The 18,622-nt window shown below is 71.7% G+C and carries 14 protein-coding genes and 1 tRNA gene; 7 read left to right on the top strand and 8 right to left on the bottom strand.

The genetic code is table 11. The features are described 5' to 3' along the window. Positions 1–29: 29 nt before the first annotated feature. From rho to argS, 6 genes are all read right to left on the bottom strand, one after another. Positions 30–1,694, bottom strand: a complete 1,665-nt coding sequence (gene rho, locus ACQ1X7_RS17690; protein ID WP_432479584.1) for a transcription termination factor Rho — start codon at positions 1,692–1,694, stop codon at positions 30–32. A gap of 404 nt (positions 1,695–2,098) precedes the next feature. Continuing rightward, positions 2,099–3,001 (bottom strand): homoserine kinase, encoded by a 903-nt coding sequence (gene thrB, locus ACQ1X7_RS17685; protein WP_432479543.1) that lies wholly within the window; start codon positions 2,999–3,001, stop codon positions 2,099–2,101. Position 3,002: 1 nt separating this feature from the next. Continuing rightward, positions 3,003–4,067, bottom strand: a complete 1,065-nt coding sequence (gene thrC, locus ACQ1X7_RS17680) for a threonine synthase (protein ID WP_432479542.1) — start codon at positions 4,065–4,067, stop codon at positions 3,003–3,005. Next, positions 4,064–5,371 (bottom strand): homoserine dehydrogenase, encoded by a 1,308-nt coding sequence (locus ACQ1X7_RS17675; protein WP_432479541.1) that lies wholly within the window; start codon positions 5,369–5,371, stop codon positions 4,064–4,066. The genes thrC and ACQ1X7_RS17675 overlap by 4 nt, the downstream gene beginning before the upstream one ends. Then, entirely contained in the window at positions 5,368–6,774 is a 1,407-nt protein-coding gene (gene lysA / locus ACQ1X7_RS17670) for a diaminopimelate decarboxylase (RefSeq protein WP_432479540.1), read from the bottom strand. The genes ACQ1X7_RS17675 and lysA overlap by 4 nt, the downstream gene beginning before the upstream one ends. Positions 6,775–6,791: 17 nt before the next feature. Beyond that, the gene (argS, locus tag ACQ1X7_RS17665) at positions 6,792–8,465 is read right to left on the bottom strand and encodes an arginine--tRNA ligase (protein WP_432479539.1); all 1,674 of its coding nucleotides are present in this window, start codon (positions 8,463–8,465) and stop codon (positions 6,792–6,794) included. Between the two features lie 93 nt (positions 8,466–8,558). Between argS and ACQ1X7_RS17660 the strand changes: the two genes are divergently transcribed. Further along, positions 8,559–10,145, top strand: a complete 1,587-nt coding sequence (locus ACQ1X7_RS17660; protein ID WP_432479538.1) for an AMP-binding protein — start codon at positions 8,559–8,561, stop codon at positions 10,143–10,145. Between the two features lie 38 nt (positions 10,146–10,183). Then, positions 10,184–10,256 (top strand) — tRNA-Arg (locus ACQ1X7_RS17655). Between the two features lie 131 nt (positions 10,257–10,387). On the opposite strand, the gene ACQ1X7_RS17650 is transcribed toward ACQ1X7_RS17655, so the two are convergent. Both ACQ1X7_RS17650 and ACQ1X7_RS17645 read right to left on the bottom strand, forming a co-directional pair. Further along, positions 10,388–11,314: an LCP family protein gene (locus ACQ1X7_RS17650; RefSeq protein WP_432479537.1), complete on the bottom strand. Its 927-nt coding sequence runs from the start codon at positions 11,312–11,314 to the stop codon at positions 10,388–10,390. Continuing rightward, on the bottom strand, positions 11,314–11,913 hold the full coding sequence (locus ACQ1X7_RS17645) for a hypothetical protein (protein WP_432479536.1): 600 nt from the start codon (positions 11,911–11,913) through the stop codon (positions 11,314–11,316). The genes ACQ1X7_RS17650 and ACQ1X7_RS17645 overlap by 1 nt, the downstream gene beginning before the upstream one ends. 140 nt (positions 11,914–12,053) lie before the next feature. Between ACQ1X7_RS17645 and ACQ1X7_RS17640 the strand changes: the two genes are divergently transcribed. From ACQ1X7_RS17640 to ACQ1X7_RS17620, 5 genes are all read left to right on the top strand, one after another. Beyond that, positions 12,054–15,905, top strand: a complete 3,852-nt coding sequence (locus tag ACQ1X7_RS17640; RefSeq protein WP_432479535.1) for a multifunctional oxoglutarate decarboxylase/oxoglutarate dehydrogenase thiamine pyrophosphate-binding subunit/dihydrolipoyllysine-residue succinyltransferase subunit — start codon at positions 12,054–12,056, stop codon at positions 15,903–15,905. After that, positions 15,905–16,081, top strand: a complete 177-nt coding sequence (locus ACQ1X7_RS17635) for a DUF6104 family protein (RefSeq protein ID WP_432479534.1) — start codon at positions 15,905–15,907, stop codon at positions 16,079–16,081. Before ACQ1X7_RS17640 ends, ACQ1X7_RS17635 begins: the two co-directional genes overlap by 1 nt. A 106-nt stretch (positions 16,082–16,187) precedes the next feature. After that, positions 16,188–17,294 carry a serine hydrolase domain-containing protein gene (locus ACQ1X7_RS17630; RefSeq protein WP_432479533.1) on the top strand — a complete coding sequence of 369 codons (1,107 nt, stop codon included), beginning with the start codon at positions 16,188–16,190 and terminating at the stop codon, positions 17,292–17,294. Positions 17,295–17,397: 103 nt separating this feature from the next. Beyond that, on the top strand, positions 17,398–17,766 hold the full coding sequence (locus ACQ1X7_RS17625; RefSeq protein WP_432479532.1) for a ribonuclease E inhibitor RraB: 369 nt from the start codon (positions 17,398–17,400) through the stop codon (positions 17,764–17,766). 45 nt (positions 17,767–17,811) lie between these two features. Next, on the top strand, positions 17,812–18,618 hold the full coding sequence (locus tag ACQ1X7_RS17620) for an HAD-IIA family hydrolase (RefSeq protein WP_432479531.1): 807 nt from the start codon (positions 17,812–17,814) through the stop codon (positions 18,616–18,618). The last annotated feature ends 4 nt before the right edge of the window (positions 18,619–18,622 follow it).

The following is an 18,622-nucleotide window of genomic DNA, read 5'->3' as shown; positions in this document are numbered from 1 at the left end:
GGCCCGGCAGGTGCGCAAGATGCGCCAGATCATTCGTCCTGGGTGCTGGGGGTCGTCTTCTGCACCTGCATGAGGAACTCGATGTTGGTCTGCGACTTCTTGAGCCGCTCCAGCAGCAGCTCGAGGGCCTGCTGGCCGTCGAGAGCGGCGAGCAGCCGGCGCAGCTTCCACACGATGGCCATCTCGTCCTTCGACATCAACAGCTCCTCGCGGCGGGTGCCGGACTGGACGGCGTCGATCGCCGGGAACAGCCGCTTGTCGGCGAAGTCGCGGCGCAGCCGGATCTCCATGTTGCCGGTGCCCTTGAACTCCTCGAAGATCACCTCGTCCATCTTCGAGCCACTCTCGATGAGCGCGGTGGCGAGGATGGTGAGCGAGCCGCCGTTCTCGATGTTGCGCGCGGCCCCGAAGAAGCGCTTGGGCGGGTAGAGCGCGGCGGAGTCGACACCGCCGGAGAGGATCCGGCCGCTCGCAGGCGCTGCCAGGTTGTAGGCGCGGCCGAGCCGGGTGATGCCGTCGAGCAGCACCACGACGTCGTGGCCGAGCTCGACCAGCCGCTTGGCGCGCTCGATGGCGAGCTCGGCGACCGTGGTGTGGTCGCTGGCCGGCCGGTCGAACGTCGACGAGATGACCTCGCCCTTGACCGAGCGCTCGAAGTCGGTGACCTCCTCGGGGCGCTCGTCGACCAGGACGACCATCAGGTGGCACTCGGGGTTGTTGGTCGTGATCGAGTTCGCGATCGACTGCATGATCATCGTCTTGCCGGCCTTGGCGGGCGAGACGATCAGACCGCGCTGACCCTTGCCGATCGGCGAGGCCAGGTCGATGACGCGGCCGATCAGGTTGCCGGGCTCGGTCTCCAGCCGCAGCCGCTCGCTCGGGTAGAGCGGCGTGAGTTTCGCGAACTCCACGCGTGTCCGCGCCGCCTCGGGGTCGGCCCCGTTGACGCTGTCGATGCGGACCATCGGGTTGAACTTCTCGCGGCGCTCGCCCTCGCGGGGCTGACGCACCTGCCCGACGACCGCGTCCCCGCGACGCAGGCCGTACTTCCGCACCATGGACAGCGACAGGTAGACGTCGTCGGCACCCGGGAGGTAGCCGCTGGTGCGGACGAAGGCGTAGTTGTCGAGGACGTCGAGGATGCCGGCCGCAGGGAGCAGCACGTCGTCGTCGAGGACGGTGGTGTCCGGCTCGCTGCGCTGCCCGCTCCCGCTGGAGCCCCGGCTGCGGTCACGGCCACGCCGGCGGCGGCTGCTGCGGCTGGACCCGGAGTCCTGGCGGTTGTCCTGCTTGCTGCCCTGGTTCTGCTGGTTCTGGCCCTGCTGGTTCTGGCCCTGCTGGTTCTGGCCCTGCTGGCGGTCGCGGTGCTGGTCGCGGTCCCGGGCCTGGGTGTTCTGGCTGCGGTCGCCGCGGTCCTGGCGCTCGGAGCGCTGGCCGTCGTCGCGCGTGTCGTCCCGGTCGCCGGCGTTCTTGTCCTGGCCCTTGTCCTGGCCCTTGGCCTTGCCCTTGTCGCGGGCGTTCGTGTCCTGCGCGCCCTTGTCCTGGGCGTTCTTGTCCTGGGCGTCGCGCTGCTGCCCGCGGTCGGGTCGGCCGCCGACCTTCGCGCTGCCGCCGCTCTGGGCGGCCTTGATGGCGCTCACCAGCTCGGCCTTCTTCATGGAGCCGGCGCCGGAGATGCCGAGGCCGCCGGCCATCGCCTTCAGGTCGGCGATGAGCATCGAGTTGAGTCCACCGCTGCGCTTCTTCGGAGCGGCCGAGCCGGCGTCCGGGGCAGCCGAAGTGGAGTCGAGGGTCTCGGTCACGTGAGGTCCTTCCCACGTTTCACAGCCGATCCGCCGTACGGGATCGGGCTTCGGTCAGGCTTCCCCGGCCCGAGGTGCTGCTCGTGGGAGCGCATCGGCGCGGGCACGGCGGGCCGTGCCGGGCGAGGAAGGGTCACACCCGCAGGGACGACTGGCGGTCTGTGACGAGGTGTCAGGGACTGCCAGAAGTCCGTGGCAGGTGCACGCCGAGATCGACGGCGCTTCTTCAGGGTAGCACCGCGTTCGCGCGGCGTCGCAGCAACCCGGCGACCGACTGGTGCGCGCTGCAGTTCTCCTCAGCTGCTCACCCGGACGCCGTGCCGCTCGACCTCGAGCGGCAGGGCGCGCCAGCCGTCAGGTGCCGCGGCGACCAGGGTGTCGACGTCGCACTCGGCGCACATCGCGAGCACGCTCGGACCGGCTCCCGACACCACGGCCGCGATCCCCCGGGTCCGCAGCGACTCGACCAGGTCGAGGCTCGCGGGCATCGCGGGCCGCCGGTAGTCCTGGTGCAGGAGGTCCCGGGTCGCGCGGAGCAGGTGTTCGGGTCGGCCGGCGAGGGCCGAGACCAGCAACGCCGCGCGGCCGGCGTTGGCGGCTGCGTCGGCGTGCGGCACGGTCGCCGGCAGCAACCGGCGCGCCTCCTCGGTCGACACCCGGCTCGGCGGGACGAAGGCCACGGCGGAGACCCTCGGGTCCACCGACGAGGGAACCGCCCAGAAGGCACCGTCGTCGTCGCGGCCGCTCACCACGAACCCGCCGTACCAGGCCGGAGCCACGTTGTCGGGGTGGCCCTCGAGGCCGGCGGCGAGCCGGAACGCCGCGTCGTCGTCGAGCAGCAGGCTTCCGCCGGCGACCAGCCCCCTCGCGAGCGCGATCCCGCCCACGATCGCGGCGGAGGAGGAGCCCAGGCCCCGCGCGTGCGGGATCGAGTTGTGGCAGGTCAGCCGCAGTCCGGGGGGCCGCTCCCCCATCTCGTCGAAGGCCAGGTGCATCGCCCGGACGACCAGGTGGGTCTGGTCGCGCGGCACCTCGGCAGCACCCTCGCCGGACACCTCGACGACGGTGCCGACACCGGCGATCCGCCCGACCAGGCGGTCCCGCAGCCCGACGGCGAGCCCGAGCGCGTCGTAGCCGGGGCCGAGGTTGGCAGAGGTGGCCGGGACGGTGACCTCGACCGGGCCGTCGACGAAGGTCATGTCAGGCAAGTCCCGCGGCGCGCGCCGCCTCGTCGACGTCGGGGTCGATCACGGTGTCGACGAGGCCGCCGAACCCCTCGAGAGCGGTGGCGGTGTCCTTGAGGCCGTGTCCGGTGACCGTCACGACCACCCGCAGGCCGGCGTACGACCCGCCCTGGCCGAGGTCCTGCAGCAGTCCGGCCACGCCCGCGGCCGAGGCAGGTTCGACGAAGACGCCGTCGCGACACGCCAGCTCACGCTGGGCGGCCAGGATCTGCTCGTCGGTGACCGCCGCGAACCGGCCACCGGACTCGTCCCGTGCGGCCACGGCGAGAGTCCACGACGCCGGGTTGCCGACCCGGATCGCGGTCGCCCGCGTCTCCGGCTCCGCGACCGGCTCGCCGTGGACCAGCGGGGCCGCCCCCGCAGCCTGGAACCCCCGCATCACCGGCCGGCGGGTGGCGTGGCCGAGGTCGGCGTACTGCCGGTAGCCGAGCCAGTACGCCGAGATGTTGCCGGCGTTGCCCACCGGGAGCACGTGCACGTCGGGGGCGTCACCGAGGAAGTCGACGATCTCGAAGGAGGCGGTCTTCTGGCCCTCGAGCCGCACCGGGTTGACCGAGTTGACCAGCGCCACCGGATAGTTCTCCGAGAGCCCCCGGGCCATCTGGAGGCAGTGGTCGAAGTTCCCCCGGACCATGATGATCCGGGCGCCGTGGACGATGGCCTGCGCCATCTTGCCGGCGGCGATCTTGCCCTCGGGGACCAGGACGAGCGGGGTCAGCCCGGCCTTGGCGGCGTACGCCGCCATCGACGCCGAGGTGTTGCCGGTCGAGGCGCAGACGACGGCCTCGGTGCCCTCGTGGCGGGCCACCGAGATCGCCGCCGACATGCCGCGGTCCTTGAAGGAGCCGGTGGGGTTGTCTCCCTCGACCTTGAGGTGGACCTCGCCGCCCGTCAGCCCCGACAGCCAGCCGGAGTGGACCAGCGGCGTGCCGCCCTCGCGCAGCGTGACCGCCTCGACGCCCGCGGGGAGGTCGAGCAGGTCGCGGTACTCCTCGACGACGCCGCGCCACTGGTGGGTCACTCCGGGTCTCCCTCGACCCGCATCACCGACGTCACGTCGTGCACGGCCTCCATCGTGCGCAGCTGCTCGACGGTGGCGGCGAGCTGGGCGTCGGTGGCGGTGTGGGAGACGACGACGAGCTGGGCGTCCTCGCCGCGCCCCTCCTGCTTGACGGTCTGGATCGAGACGTCGTGGTCGGCGAAGGTGAGCGCCACCGACGCGAGCACTCCGGCGCGGTCGTCGACGTCGATCGCGACGTGGTAGCGGGTGAGGGTCTCCCCCATCGGCAGCACGAGCCGGTCGGCGTACGCCGACTCCCCGGGTCCGCTGCGCCCCGAGAGCCGGTTGCGGGCGACCGTCACCAGGTCGCCGAGCACCGCCGACGCCGTCGGCGACCCGCCGGCGCCGGGGCCGTAGAACATCAGCTGACCGGCGGCCTCGGACTCCACGAACACCGCGTTGAACGCCTCGCGGACCGACGCGAGCGGGTGGTCGGCGGGGATCATCGCCGGGTGGACCCGAACGGCGACCGCCTCCGCGCCCGCACCGTCGCGACGCAGCTCGGCGATCGCCAGCAGCTTGACGACCGACCCCATCTCGCGGGCCGAGGCGACGTCGGCCGCGGTCACCTCCGAGATCCCCTCGCGGTGGACGTCGTCGGCGGTGACGCGGGAGTGGAACGCGAGACTCGCGAGGATCGCGGCCTTGGCGGCGGCGTCGAAGCCCTCGACGTCGGCCGTGGGGTCGGCCTCGGCGTACCCCAGCTCCTGGGCCTCCTCCAGGGCCTCCGCGAACCCGGCGCCCGAGGTGTCCATCCGGTCCAGGATGAAGTTGGTGGTGCCGTTGACGATGCCGAGGACCCGGGTCACCCGGTCACCGGCCAGCGACTCGCGCAGCGGCCGCAGGATCGGGATCGCCCCGGCGACCGCAGCCTCGTAGAACAGGTCGCGGCCGGCCTTGTCGGCCGCCTCGTAGAGCGTCGGACCGTCGGCGGCGAGCAGCGCCTTGTTGGCCGTCACCACGGCCGCGCCGCTCTCGAGCGCGCCCAGGATCAGGCCGCGGGCCGGCTCGATGCCCCCGATCACCTCGACCACCACGTCGACGTCGGCGCGGGTGGCCAGACCGTGCGCGTCGGTGGTCAGCAGCCCGTCGGGCACCTCGACCTCGCGCGGTGCGTCGAGCCGGCGGACGGCGACGCCCGCGAGCTCCAGCGGCGCCCCGACCCGGGCCGCCAGGTCGCCGGACTGCTCGAGCAGCAGCCGCACCACCTGCGACCCGACCGAGCCGCAGCCGAGCACCGCGACCTTGAGGGGCCTCTCGTTCACTGGTCTGCTCCCATGTCGGTGGCCAACAGGTCGTCCTCGGTCTCGCGCCGCACGATCACGTGCACCTCGCCGTCCCGCACCGCGACCACCGGCGGCCGCAGGAGGTGGTTGTAGTTGGAGGCCATCGACCAGCAGTAGGCCCCCGTTCCGGGGACCGCCACCAGGTCGCCGGGCGCCACGTCGCCCGGGAGGAACTCGTCCCGGACGACGACGTCGCCCGCCTCGCAGTGCTTGCCCACCACCCGCGTCAGCACGGGGGCGGCCGCGGAGCGGCGCGAGGCCAGTGTGCAGGAGTGGTCGGCGTCGTAGAGCGCCGTCCGGATGTTGTCGCTCATCCCGCCGTCGACCGAGACGTAGGTACGCCGGGCGCCTCCGTCGAGCGCGACCTCCTTGACGGTGCCGACCGTGTAGACGGTGCACATCGACGGCCCGACGATCGCGCGTCCCGGCTCGACGGACAGCCGCGGCCGCTCGATGCCGAGCGCGCGGCACTCGCCGTCGACGATCTTGGTGATCTCGGTGGCCAGCTGCGCCGGGTCGGACGGGTCGTCCTGAGTGGTGTAGGCGATGCCGAACCCGCCGCCGAGGTCGAGCTCGGGCATGGTCACGCCGAGCTCGTCGGCCACCCGGGCGTGCAGCGCCAGCACCCGCCGTGCGGCCACCTCGAACCCGGAGGAGTCGAAGATCTGGCTGCCGATGTGGGAGTGCAGGCCACGCAGGTCGAGGCCGGGCTCGCTCAGCACCCGGCGTACCGCCTCCAGGGCGTCACCGCCGGTGATCGAGAAGCCGAACTTCTGGTCCTCGTGGGCGGTGGCGATGTACTCGTGGGTGTGGGCCTCCACCCCGGCGGTCACCCGGACCATGACCGACGTCGTGCGCCCGGTCTCGCGGGTGACCTCCGCCAGCCGCTCGATCTCGTGGAAGGAGTCCACGATGATCCGCCCGACACCGGCGACGACGGCACGTCGCAGCTCGGCGTGGGACTTGTTGTTGCCGTGGAACCCGATCCGCGCCGGGTCGACGCCCGCGCGCTCGGCGACCGTGAGCTCACCGCCGGTGCACACGTCGAGGAGCAGCCCCTCCTCGGCCACCCAGCGGGCCACGGTGGTGCAGAGGAAGGCCTTGCCGGCGTAGTAGACGTCGTAGTCCGCGAAGGCCTCCCGGAACGCGCGCGCCCGGCCCCGGAAGTCGTCCTCGTCGAGCAGGTACGCCGGAGTGTTGACGTCGGCGACCACGTCGGGGACGGCGCGCCCGCCGACGTGGAGCACGCCGTCGACCTTCCGGGCCGTGGTCGACCAGAGCTGGGGCACCAGCGCGTCGGCGTCCTCGGGCTCGCGCAACCAGTGCGGACCCCGGAGGGCCCCGTCGGCGTGCGCCCAACCGGACGGGTGGGAGGTGGGCATCGTGGTACCGGTCCCCGCTACATCCGCTCGGGCGCGGTGACACCGAGCAGGTCGAGGCCGTTGGCCAGCACCGTGCGGCTGGCGACGACCAGCATCAGCCGGGCCTCGTTGACCGGCGCCACGGGCTCGTCGCCCAGGGGCAGCATCCGGCACTCCTTGGTGTCGTACCACTTGTTGAACACCGCGGTGGTGTCCTCGAGGTAGCGGGCGATCCGGTGGGGCTCGCGCAGCTCGGCGGCGGACGCCACGACCCGCGGGAACTCCGCGAGAGCCCGCAGCAGCTCACGGTCGCGCTCGTGGGTGAGCAGCGAGGGGTCGAAGGAGTCGGCGTCCGGGACGGACATGCCGAGGTCGGCGGCGTTCTCCATCATCCGGCAGGTCCGGGCGTGCCCGTACTGGACGTAGTAGACGGGGTTCTCGCTCGAGGCCCGGGTGATCTCCTCGACGTCGAGCACCAGGGGCGAGTCGGCCGGGTAGCGGGCGAGGGAGTAGCGGAGCGCGTCGACGCCGATCAGGTCGACCAGCTCGCCGAGGGTGACGATCTGGCCCGAGCGCTTGGAGAGCCGCACCTCCTCCTCGCCGCGCATGATCTTCACCAGCTGGCCGATCAGCACCTCGATGGTCCGGTCGGGGTCGTCGCCGGCGCACGCGGCCATCGCCTTGAGTCGTCCGACGTAGCCGTGGTGGTCGGCCCCCAGCAGGTAGATGCACCGGTCGAAGCCACGCTCCCGCTTGTTGACGTAGTAGGCGGTGTCGGAGGCGAAGTAGGTCAGCTGCCCGTTGGTCCGGATCAGCACCCGGTCGCGGTCGTCGCCGAAGTCGGTCGTGCGCATCCACAGCGCGCCGTCGGCGTCGTACAGGTGGCCCTGCGAGCGGAGCTTCTCGACACTCGCCACGACGTCCTCGTTGTCGTGGAGGCTCCGCTCGGAGAACCAGACGTCGAAGTGGGTGTGGAACTCGGCGAGCTGTTCCTTCTGCTCCTGCAGCTGCAGTGCGTAGCCGGCCTCCCGGAAGGCGACCCGGCGCTCCTCCTCGGGCAGGTCCACGATCGCGGGGTCGTCGGCGACGATCCGCTGCGCGAGGGCGACGACGTACTCGCCCCGGTAGCCGTCGTCGGGGACGTCCTGCCCCAGCGCCCGGGCCTCGAGCGAGGCCGCGAAGTGCTCCATCTGGGTGCCCCGGTCGTTGATGTAGAACTCACGGGTGACCGCGGCGCCCGCCGCCTCGAGGACCCGGGCGATCGCGTCGCCGAGCACCGCCCAGCGGGTGTGGCCGAGGTGGATCGGGCCGGTGGGGTTGGCGGAGATGAACTCGACGTTGACCCGCTCGCCGGCCTGGTGGCTGTTGCGGCCGTACGCCGCACCGGCGGCGACGATGTCGGCCGCCACCCGGCCCTGGGCCCCGGCCGCCACCGTGACGTTCAGGAAGCCCGGTCCCGCGACCTCGGCCGCGGCGATGCCGTCGGACTGCTCCAGCCCGGTGGCGACCAGCTGGGCGAGCTCCCGCGGCGGCATCCCCGCCTGCTTCGCCAGCTGCATCGCGACGTTGGTGGCGTAGTCGCCGTGCCCCTTGTCGCGCGGCTGCTCCACCTTCACCTCGGTCGGTACGCCGGCGGGCAGGGTGATCGTCCCGTCGTCCACGAGCGACGCGAGGACGCGGACGACGGCGGCGGACAGCTCGGCGGGGGTCACCTGCCTAGCCTATCCGCGGGCGTGGCCTGCACGGAGACCCGCTCCGGCGCTACGGTTCCGACCGAGTCCCCGCCCCACCGAGGGGAGCAGCCGATGACCACGTTCAGCGCCGAGCCGCTGACCCCGACCGCCTTCCTGACCCGGTCGGCGCGGGTGTTCCCGGACCGGCTCGCCGTCGTGGACGGAGAGCGCCGGCTCACCTACCGCGAGCTGGCCGACGGCTCCCGCCGGCTGGCCGGCGCCCTGCGGGCCCGCGGCGTCCGTCCCGGCGACCGCGTCGCCGCCCTGTGCACGAACAGCCTCACCATGCTCCAGATGCACCACGGCGTCCCGTGGGCAGGAGCGGTGCTGGTCTCGCTCAACGTCCGCCTCTCCCCCTTCGAGCTCCGGTGGATCGTCGACCACTCCGGCGCCTCGCTGATCGTGGCCGACGAGGCCCTGGACGAGGTGGCCCGCGAGGTGAGCGAGGCCGCCGGCCTGCCGCTGCTCATCGCCAGTGGCGACCCGGACGAGTACCAGCGCGAGCTCGAGGCCGCCGAGCCGCTCGCGGTGCCGTGCCCCGACGAGCACGGACTGCTCGCCCTCAACTACACCTCCGGCACCACCGGTCGCCCCAAGGGCGTGATGTACGGCCACCGGGGCGCCTACCTCCAGGCGCTCGCGATGGCCCACCACGCCGGGCTCGGCCCGGAGAGCCGCTACCTGTGGACGCTGCCGATGTTCCACTGCAACGGCTGGAGCTTCCCGTGGGCCGTGACCGCCGCCGGCGGTGTCCACGTGTGCCTGCCCAGGGTGGAGCCGGAACGGATCTGGCACCACCTGCGCCACGACGGGGTCACGCACCTCAGCGCGGCCCCCACGGTGCTGACCATGATCGTGGGCGCCGACGCGGCCTCGGACGGGCCGGTGGGCCGACGGGTGGAGGTGCAGACCGGCGGCGCCCCTCCCTCACCGACGCTGCTGGGCCGGTTGGCGGCGCTGGACCTCGACGTCACCCACCTGTACGGGCTCACCGAGACCTACGGACCGATCGCGGTCAACCAGTGGCACCCCGAGTGGACCGACCTCCCGGACGCCGAGCAGGCCGCGCTGAAGGCACGCCAGGGCGTGGGCAACGTGGTGGCCGAGCGCCTCCGGGTGGTGTCCCCGACGAACGACGCCGACGTCGCCGAGGACGGCGAGGAGACCGGCGAGATCCTGGCCCGCGGCAACGACGTGATGCTCGGCTACTACCGCGACGAGGAGGCGACCCGCGCCGCCACGTGGACCGACCCCGTCGACGACAGCGCGTGGTTCCGGACCGGCGACCTGGCCGTCGTGCACCCGGACGGGTACGTCGAGATCCGTGACCGGAGCAAGGACGTGATCATCTCCGGCGGAGAGAACATCTCCTCCGTCGAGGTCGAGCGGGTCCTGGACTCCCACCCCGACGTGGTCGAGTCGGCCGTCGTGGCGGTCGCGGACGACCGCTGGGGAGAGCTCCCGCTGGCCCACGTCTCGCTCCGCGAGGGGGCCGAGGTCTCCGACGAGGCGCTGTCGGACCACGTCCGTCAGCAGCTGGCGTCGTTCAAGGTGCCCCGGTGGTTCGTGCGCGGCGAGCTGCCCCGGACCTCGACGGGCAAGATCCAGAAGAACGTGCTGCGTGAGCAGGCCCGGAGCGACCCCCCTCCTCGGTTGTGACCCGGCCGATCGCCGCATGTATGGTCATCCCGCACCGAGCCTCCGTAGCTCAGGGGATAGAGCACTGGTTTCCGGTACCAGGTGCCGCAGGTTCGAATCCTGCCGGAGGCGCTCAAAAACTTCGTCGAGTTGGGCGTCCCTCGCCGTTCAGTTGGGCTTCGCTCACACTGGCACCGGATTCGTGCCCGACTCGCTCGCGAGTGACGCCCAACTCGACCGCGAGCCAAGCCCAACTCGACTTCTCAGCAGTTGCTGATGGTGGCGTCGCGGCGCGCGGCGTCGCCGTAGCGGCGGGCCTGGCCGACGTTCGGGAAGACGATGCTCGCTCCCCCGACACTGCCGATCCGGCCGTCGACCACGCAGCTGGTGATCCTGGAGGGCTGGACCTGCGCGACCGCCTGGGCGAGCTCGAACAGCCCCGCCGGCGAGGCGTTGGTGTCGGTGTTGCGCAACACCGTCATCACGCCCCGCTCGATGAAGCCCGGCTCGTCGGCGCGGGCCCGGATCCGGGCGTGGATGCCGCGCAGCGTCCGCTGCTGGTTGGCCGAGCGGTCGAAGTCGCCGCCGGCGAGGCCCTTGCGGATCCGTGAGAACGCCATCGCGGAGTAGCCGTTCAGCTTGATCTTGCCGGCGGCGAAACCCTTGGGCTTGAGGTAGGGGTCGCTGAACCGCCGGGGATTGTGGACGTAGATCCCGCCGATGTCGTCGACCATGTTCTCGAAGAAGGGGAACCGGGTGACCATCACGTAGTCGGGCTGCACGCCGACCAGGTTGCCGACCGTCTGCCCCATGAGCCGAGGCCCGCCGAAGTAGAGGCCCGCGTTGACCCGGTTGCTGCCGTGGCCCGGGATGGGGACCCAGGAGTCGCGGGGGATCCCGATGGCCGTGGCGGCGCCGGTCCGGGTGTTGATGCCGACCATCTGGATCGCGTCGCCCCGGCTGCGGGTCATGTCCTGGCCGGGTCGGGCGTCGGAGCCGACGGTGAGGATCCAGATCACGTCGTCGCCGAGGTCGACCCCCTCGGCGATGCGCAGGTCGGTCAGGCTGACCTCGGCCTCCCGGACGCTGCCGTCAGGGACGGTGACGGCCACCAGGCCGAGCACCAGGCCGAGCAGCACGGTCCGGACCACCCGCTGCAAGGGTCGGTGTCGCAGTCCGGGTCGCAGCATCAGCGGCCTCCCTTGCTGACGTGGTAGGCGAACACGGTCCAGCGACCGCCGTCCTTGGTGAGCAGCAGCCGCCCCGACACGCGGTAGCGACCCCGCTGGTCGCCCTCGGTCCGGAACGTCGTGAGCACGTGGGCAGTCGAACCCACCGGCCGCTTCCCGACGGCGAGGACGTCGACCTCGACGTCCATCCTGGTCGGCGTGACCGCGTCGACCCCCTTGCCGATGTCGGCGTTGGACATCACCCGCAGGTCGCCGCGGGCCGCGGCGCGGGCCCCCCGGCTGAAGTCCGCGAACGAGTTGTCGAACGCCCCCCTCGGGTAGCTGCCGCCGACGTAGGCGTCGGTCAGCCAGCGCACGGCGATCCGCGACACCCGCTCCTCGACGACCCGGGCGTCCTTGCGGGGCAGCCTCCCGGTGACCCGGCCGAGCTCGGTGACCGGCTCGATCTCGAGGGTGGGCGCCGCACTCGGCTCGGCCTGGTCGGGGCCGGCGTCGCCGTCCCCGTCGCCGCTGCACCCGCTCGCCAGCAGGCCCACCACGAGGACCAGTGCGGGGGCGAGAAGTCGGGTCCCCGGTCGGGGTCTGAGGACGCTTCTCATGGGCTTCGTACTCCCTCGGTCGTGTGTCGGGCCACAGCCTGCCGCACGGGCGGGACGCGGCTGCGCATTTGTGTGCGTGTGGGACTAGCCTTGAGGCACCGACATCCGCGCGCGCATATCCGGAAGAGGCGAAAGCGACCGTGCCGCAGTCCCCTGGCAACCAGTCCTCCGAGACCTCCACCGACTTCGGGGCCAACGAGTGGCTCGTCGAGGAGATGTTCGAGCAGTACCAGCGTGATCCGAAGAGCGTCGCTCCCGAGTGGGTGCGCTACTTCGCCGACAACGGTACGGCGGGCGGGAACGGCGCGGGCAGCACCCCCTCCTCCACCGAGGCCAAGGCGGCGGAGCCGGAGCCGAAGCCGCAGCAGGCGCCGAAGCCGCAGCAGGCGCCGAAGCAGCAGACGGCCACCGAGGAGAAGAAGTCGCCCGACGAGAAGAAGCCGGCCGAGGAGAAGAAGCCGACCGAGCGCAAGCCCGCGGAGCCGAAGGCCGACGCGTCGACCAAGCCGGTCGCCCGGCCGCGCCCCGAGAGCGCCGCCGCCGAGACGCCCAGCGCCAGCCAGAAGGCGCCGGTCGCCAAGGACCCCTCGCCGCAGCCCACCAGCAAGGCCACCGACGAGCCGACGTTCACCCCGCTGCGGGGGATCGCCGCCGCGACTGCCAAGAACATGGACGCCTCGCTGAGCGTCCCGACCGCCACCTCGGTCCGGTCGGTGCCGGTCAAGCTCCTGTGGGACAACCGGACGGTCATCAACAACCACCTGGCCCGCGCCCGCGGCGGCAAGGTGTCCTTCACCCACATCATCGGCTACGCCCTGGTCAAGGCCCTGCGGACGATGCCCGAGATGAACAGCTCCTACGCCGAGAAGGACGGCAAGCCCCACCTGGTCACCCCGGCCCACGTCAACCTCGGGCTCGCCATCGACCAGCAGAAGTCCGACGGCACCCGCCAGCTCGTCGTCCCCTCGATCAAGGGCTGCGAGACGATGGACTTCGCGGCGTTCTGGACGGCGTACGAGGAGATCGTGCGCAAGGCCCGCGACAACAAGCTGACGATGGACGACTACCAGGGCACCACGGTCAGCCTCACCAACGTCGGCGGCCTCGGCACGAACCACCCGGTCCCCCGGCTGATGCCGGGCCAGGCCGCCATCTTCGGCGTGGGCGCGATGGACTACCCGCCCGACTGGCAGGGCGCCTCCGAGGAGGCGATCGCCCGCAACGGGATCAGCAAGGTCATGACGCTGACCTCGACCTACGACCACCGCGTCATCCAGGGCGCCCAGTCGGGTGAGTTCCTCAAGCGGCTGCACGGCCTGCTGCTCGGCGAGCAGGACTTCTACGACGAGATCTTCCGCTCCCTCCGGATCCCCTACGAGCCGATCCGCTGGGCGCGCGACATCGCGACCTCCCACGACGACGAGATCTCCAAGCAGGCCCGGATCCTCGAGCTGATCCACGCCTACCGCGTCCGCGGCCACATGATGGCCGACACCGACCCGCTGGAGTACCGGCAGCGCAGCCACCCCGACCTCGAGGTGGAGTCGCACGGCCTGACGTTGTGGGACCTCGACCGCGAGTTCGCGACGGGGTCGTTCGGTGGCGAGGGCCGCCGGTTCATGAAGCTGCGCAACATCCTCGGGATCCTGCGCGACTCCTACTGCCGCACCACCGGCATCGAGTACATGCACATCATGGACCCCGAGCAGCGCCGCTGGATCCAGCAGCGGGTCGAGCAGCCCCACACCAAGCCGCCGCGCGAGGAGCAGCTGCGGATCCTGCTCAAGCTCAACCAGGCCGAGGCCTTCGAGACCTTCCTGCAGACCAAGTTCGTCGGACAGAAGCGGTTCTCCCTCGAGGGCGGCGAGACCACGATCCCGCTGATCGACGAGATCTGCGAGGAGGCCGCCGGCGCCGGGCTCGAGGAGGTCACCATCGGCATGGCCCACCGCGGCCGGCTCAACGTGCTGGCCAACGTGGTCGGCAAGAAGTACTCCCAGATCTTCCGCGAGTTCGAGGGCAACATCGACCCCCGCACCGTGCAGGGTTCCGGCGACGTGAAGTACCACCTCGGCGCCGAGGGCGAGTTCATCTCCGAGCACGGCGACCGGATCAAGGTGTCGGTGGCCGCGAACCCCTCCCACCTCGAGGCCGTCAACCCGGTGCTCGAGGGCATCGCCCGCGCCAAGCAGGACGTGCTCGACCGGGGCGAGGAGTTCCCGGTGCTGCCGCTGCTGGTCCACGGTGACGCGGCGTTCGCGGGTCAGGGCGTGGTCGCCGAGACCCTCAACCTGTCGCAGCTGCGCGGCTACCGTACCGGCGGCACGATCCACGTCGTCGTCAACAACCAGGTCGGCTTCACCACCTCGCCGGGAGCGTCGCGCTCCTCGCTCTACTGCACCGACGTGGCGCGGATGGTCCAGGCGCCGATCTTCCACGTGAACGGCGACGACCCCGAGGCCTGCATCCGGGTCGCGGGCCTGGCCTTCGCCTACCGTCAGCAGTTCAAGAAGGACGTCGTGATCGACCTCGTGTGCTACCGCCGGCGCGGTCACAACGAGGGTGACGACCCGTCGTACACCCAGCCCCTGATGTACGACCTGATCGAGCAGAAGCGGTCGGTGCGCAAGCTCTACACCGAGTCGCTGATCGGTCGTGGCGACATCACCATCGAGGAGGCCGAGCAGGTCCTCAAGGACTACCAGCAGCAGCTGGAGCGGGTCTTCACCGAGGTGCGCGAGGCCACGACCGATGCGCCGGACGACTGGATGACCGTCCCCGACTACCCGGAGAAGCAGACCGGCACCGCCACCACGGCAGTCAGCAGCGAGGTCCTGAAGCGGATCGCCGACGCCTACGTCACGCCGCCCGACGGCTTCACGGTGCACCCGAAGGTGATGCCCCAGCTGCAGCGCCGGGCCGCGGCGATGACCGACGGGCCGATCGACTGGGGCACCGGCGAGATCCTCGCCTTCGGGTCGCTGCTGATGGAGGGCCGCCCGGTGCGGCTGGCCGGGCAGGACTCGCGGCGGGGCACCTTCGTGCAGCGGTTCGCGACGATCATCGACCGCACCAACGCCGACGAGTGGACGCCGCTGAGCAACCTCACCGAGGACCAGGCGAAGTTCCTCGCCTACGACTCGCTGCTCTCCGAGTACGCCGCCCTCGGCTTCGAGTACGGCTACTCGGTCGCCCGGCCCGACGCGCTGGTGATCTGGGAGGCCCAGTTCGGCGACTTCGTCAACGGCGCCCAGATCGTCATCGACGAGTTCATCACCGCCGGCGAGACCAAGTGGCGCCAGCAGTCGGGCGTGGTCATGCTGCTCCCCCACGGCTACGAGGGGCAGGGCCCCGACCACTCCTCGGCCCGGATCGAGCGGTTCCTGACCATGGCCGCCGAGGACGCGTTCGTGGTGGCGCAGCCGTCGACGCCCGCGTCGTACTTCCACATGCTGCGACAGCACTCGCTCGGCGAGGAGCACCGACCGCTCATCGTCTTCTCGCCGAAGTCGATGCTCAAGCGCAAGGAGGCCGCCTCGCAGCCCTCCGACTTCACGAACGGGGAGTTCCGGGCGCTGATCACCGACGACCAGGCCGACCCCGCGGAGATCGAGACGCTGCTGCTGTGCTCGGGCCGGGTGACCTGGGACCTGATGGTCGAGCGCGGGAAGCGCGACGACGGCGAGAAGTTCGCGATCGCGCGGGTCGAGCAGCTCTACCCGCGACCGACCGAGCAGATCCACGACTACGTCGAGAGCCTCCCGAACCTCAAGGCGATCCGGTGGGTGCAGGACGAGCCCCGCAACATGGGCCCGTGGCCGCACTACGCGCTCAACGTCTGGCCGGCCCTCGGCCGGCACGTCGAGCCGGTCACCCGCGCGGGGTCCTCGTCCCCCTCGGTCGGCACCGTGAAGCGCCACGTCGAGGAGCAGAAGGCGCTCCTCGACCGGGCCTTCGCCTCGCCGGACGAGGGTGACGGCACCGACTACTGATGTACTTCACCGACCGCGGGCTCGAGGAGCTCGTCAAGCGCCGGGGCGACGAGGTCGTCACGTGTGAGTGGATCGCCGAGCGCCTCCAGGAGTTCACCGACCTCCACCCGGAGTTCGAGACGGCCACGGAGCGCTTCGCGACCTGGCTGGCCAGGCTCGACGACCCCGACGACTGACCGCACCCCGACACCGGTCTCCGGGGCGACCACCGGGCACTCCCGGATGTGGCCTCGGCGGGTCCGGGAGCACGCTCGACCTCCACGAGCTGATCGGGAGGTCGGGATGAGGCATCTGCATCGCGCAGTGGTGGCGGCGACGACGGGGGTGGCGCTGCTCGCAGCGCCGGCCGCGGCGGCAACCGCGCCGGAGGAGCAGCACCGGGTGGCGCTGCAGGAGCGACTGGACGAGGTGGTCGGCGCCGGCGCCGTCGGCGCCCTGGCGGAGGTGCGTGACGAGCGGGGCCGCTGGCGCGGCACCAGCGGAGTCGCCGAGCTGGGCTCGACGAGACCGGTGCCGGTCCGGGGCCGGTTCCGTGCCGGGAGCATCACGAAGACCTTCGTCGCCACCGTCGTCCTGCAGCTGGTCGACGAGGGTCGGCTGCGGCTGGGAGACGCCGTGGCGCGGTGGTTGCCCGGCGTCGTCCCGGACGGCCGACGGATCACGCTCCGTCACCTCCTCAACCACACCAGTGGGCTCCACGACGTCGTCGAGACGCTGCCCATGCCGCCGCAGCAGGAGTTCTACGACAACCGCTGGCGCACCTGGACCGCCGCGGAGCTGGTGTCACGGGCGGTCGAGCACCCGCCGACGTTCCGGCCGCCGGGCTCCGCGTTCGACTACTCCAGCACGGGCTACCTCCTGCTGGGCCAGGTCGTCGAGGAGGCCACCGACCGGCCGTGGGGCCGGGAGGTCGAGCGGCGGATCCTCCGGCCGCTGCGGCTGCACGGCACCTCGGTGCCCGGGGCCTCGCCGCGGATCCGTGGACCGCACCCTCACGGGTACGTGCCGGGTGGCGACGGTCTCCTCGACTACACGGAGATGAACCCGTCGGTGATGGGTGCCGGGGGCGAGATGATCTCGACCACCCGCGACCTGGACCGGTTCTTCGCGGCGCTGCTCGGCGGGCGGCTGCTGCCCGACCACCTGCTCGACCAGATGCAGACGCAGGGGGTGGCAGGCGGGAGGCCGTACGGGCTCGGCCTCGCGTGGCGCGACACCTCGTGCGGGGTGCGGGTCTACGGCAACGACGGAGACGCGTTGGCCTACCAGTCGTGGTCGTTCACGTCGGCCGACGGGGAGCGGCAGGCCACCCTGGCCCTGACGCCGGACTTCGGCGGCGACCCCGACGACGCCGTCGACGCCTTCCTGGACGAGGCGTTCTGCGGCTGACCGGTGTCACCACTCGGGACCGAGTCGCCGGGTGACGGTCCCGGGCCTGTGGATCGCAAAGATTTTGCCCACAGCTCCCCCTCGAGGGTGAGAAGGTCCGGCCATGGGAATCTTCCGCCGGAAGCCCGATGCTGCGTCGCCGCTCGCGCCCACGGGACATGCGGGCGACGACGAGCTGCTGGCGCAGATCGCCCAGCACAGCAACCTGGAGGCCGCCCGGCACTGGGTCCACTACGTCTACGTCGCCCACGAGGACGCCGCCCGCCGGGCCGCGGAGCAGGTCACGGCCGGGGGCTGGGACATCCAGCGGGTCGACGCGTCGGCGGCGGGAGGGCCGGAGTGGGTGGTGATCGCCGAGCAGCACGGCGCCGTCACCACGCCGGACGCGGTCCGCACGGCGCGCCAGTTCTTCGAGTCCGTCGCCGCAGCCCACCCTGGTGGCGAGTACGACGGCTGGGAGGCGAGCCTGTGAACTCGGCGCCGTCGCGGTGACCTCCCACTCTGCCACGATGGAGCCATGACCCACACGAGTCCGGTCGAGTGCTGGCTGACCGACATGGACGGCGTCCTGGTCCACGAGGAGACCCCGCTGCCGGGCGCCGCCGACTTCCTGGAGGCGCTCAAGAAGCACGACCGGCCGTTCCTGGTCCTCACCAACAACTCGATCTTCACCCCGCGCGACCTCCGGGCCCGCTTGCTGCACGCCGGCATCGACGTGCCCGAGGAGTCGATCTGGACCTCGGCGCTGGCCACCGCGCAGTTCCTCGACGACCAGCGCCCGGGCGGCAAGGCCTACGTCGTCGGCGAGGCGGGACTCACCACGGCACTGCACGAGGTCGGCTACACGATGAACGACCGCGACCCCGACTACGTCGTCCTCGGGGAGACGCGGACCTACTCCTTCGAGGCGATCACGCGCGCGATCCGGCTGATCGACGGCGGGGCGCGGTTCATCGCCACCAACCCCGACCCCAGCGGCCCCAGCCCGCAGGGGAAGCTGCCGGCGACCGGGTCGGTGGCCGCCCTGATCAGCACCGCCACCCAGCGGACGCCGTACTACGTCGGCAAGCCCAATCCGCTGATGATGCGCTCCGCGCTCAACCGGCTCGAGGCCCACAGCGAGACCACGATGATGATCGGCGACCGGATGGACACCGACATCGTGAGCGGCCTCGAGGCCGGGATCCGCACGATCCTGGTGCTCAGCGGCTCGACGACGCCCGACAAGGTCGAGGCGTTCCCCTACCAGGCGACCAAGGTCGTCGGCTCGATCGCCGACGTCGTCCCCCTCGTGTCCGAGCTCGACCCGAGCCGCTTCGCGTAGCGTC

Source organism: Nocardioides sp. GXQ0305 (genome assembly GCF_050880345.1).
GTDB lineage: Bacteria > Actinomycetota > Actinomycetes > Propionibacteriales > Nocardioidaceae > Nocardioides.
This window is presented reverse-complemented; position numbering and strand designations above follow the sequence as displayed.

Excerpts from the sequence above, each read along its gene's own strand:
- ACQ1X7_RS17630 (WP_432479533.1), top strand. The coding sequence starts at position 16,188 with ATGAGGCATCTGCATCGCGCAGTGGTGGCGGCGACGACGGGGGTGGCG.
- ACQ1X7_RS17645 (WP_432479536.1), bottom strand. The coding sequence starts at position 11,913 with ATGAGAAGCGTCCTCAGACCCCGACCGGGGACCCGACTTCTCGCCCCC.
- ACQ1X7_RS17650 (WP_432479537.1), bottom strand. The coding sequence starts at position 11,314 with ATGCTGCGACCCGGACTGCGACACCGACCCTTGCAGCGGGTGGTCCGG.
- lysA (WP_432479540.1), bottom strand. The coding sequence starts at position 6,774 with ATGCCCACCTCCCACCCGTCCGGTTGGGCGCACGCCGACGGGGCCCTC.
- ACQ1X7_RS17635 (WP_432479534.1), top strand. The coding sequence starts at position 15,905 with ATGTACTTCACCGACCGCGGGCTCGAGGAGCTCGTCAAGCGCCGGGGC.
- ACQ1X7_RS17625 (WP_432479532.1), top strand. The coding sequence starts at position 17,398 with ATGGGAATCTTCCGCCGGAAGCCCGATGCTGCGTCGCCGCTCGCGCCC.
- rho (WP_432479584.1), bottom strand. The coding sequence starts at position 1,694 with ATGGCCGGCGGCCTCGGCATCTCCGGCGCCGGCTCCATGAAGAAGGCC.
- ACQ1X7_RS17660 (WP_432479538.1), top strand. The coding sequence starts at position 8,559 with ATGACCACGTTCAGCGCCGAGCCGCTGACCCCGACCGCCTTCCTGACC.
- thrB (WP_432479543.1), bottom strand. The coding sequence starts at position 3,001 with ATGACCTTCGTCGACGGCCCGGTCGAGGTCACCGTCCCGGCCACCTCT.
- ACQ1X7_RS17620 (WP_432479531.1), top strand. The coding sequence starts at position 17,812 with ATGACCCACACGAGTCCGGTCGAGTGCTGGCTGACCGACATGGACGGC.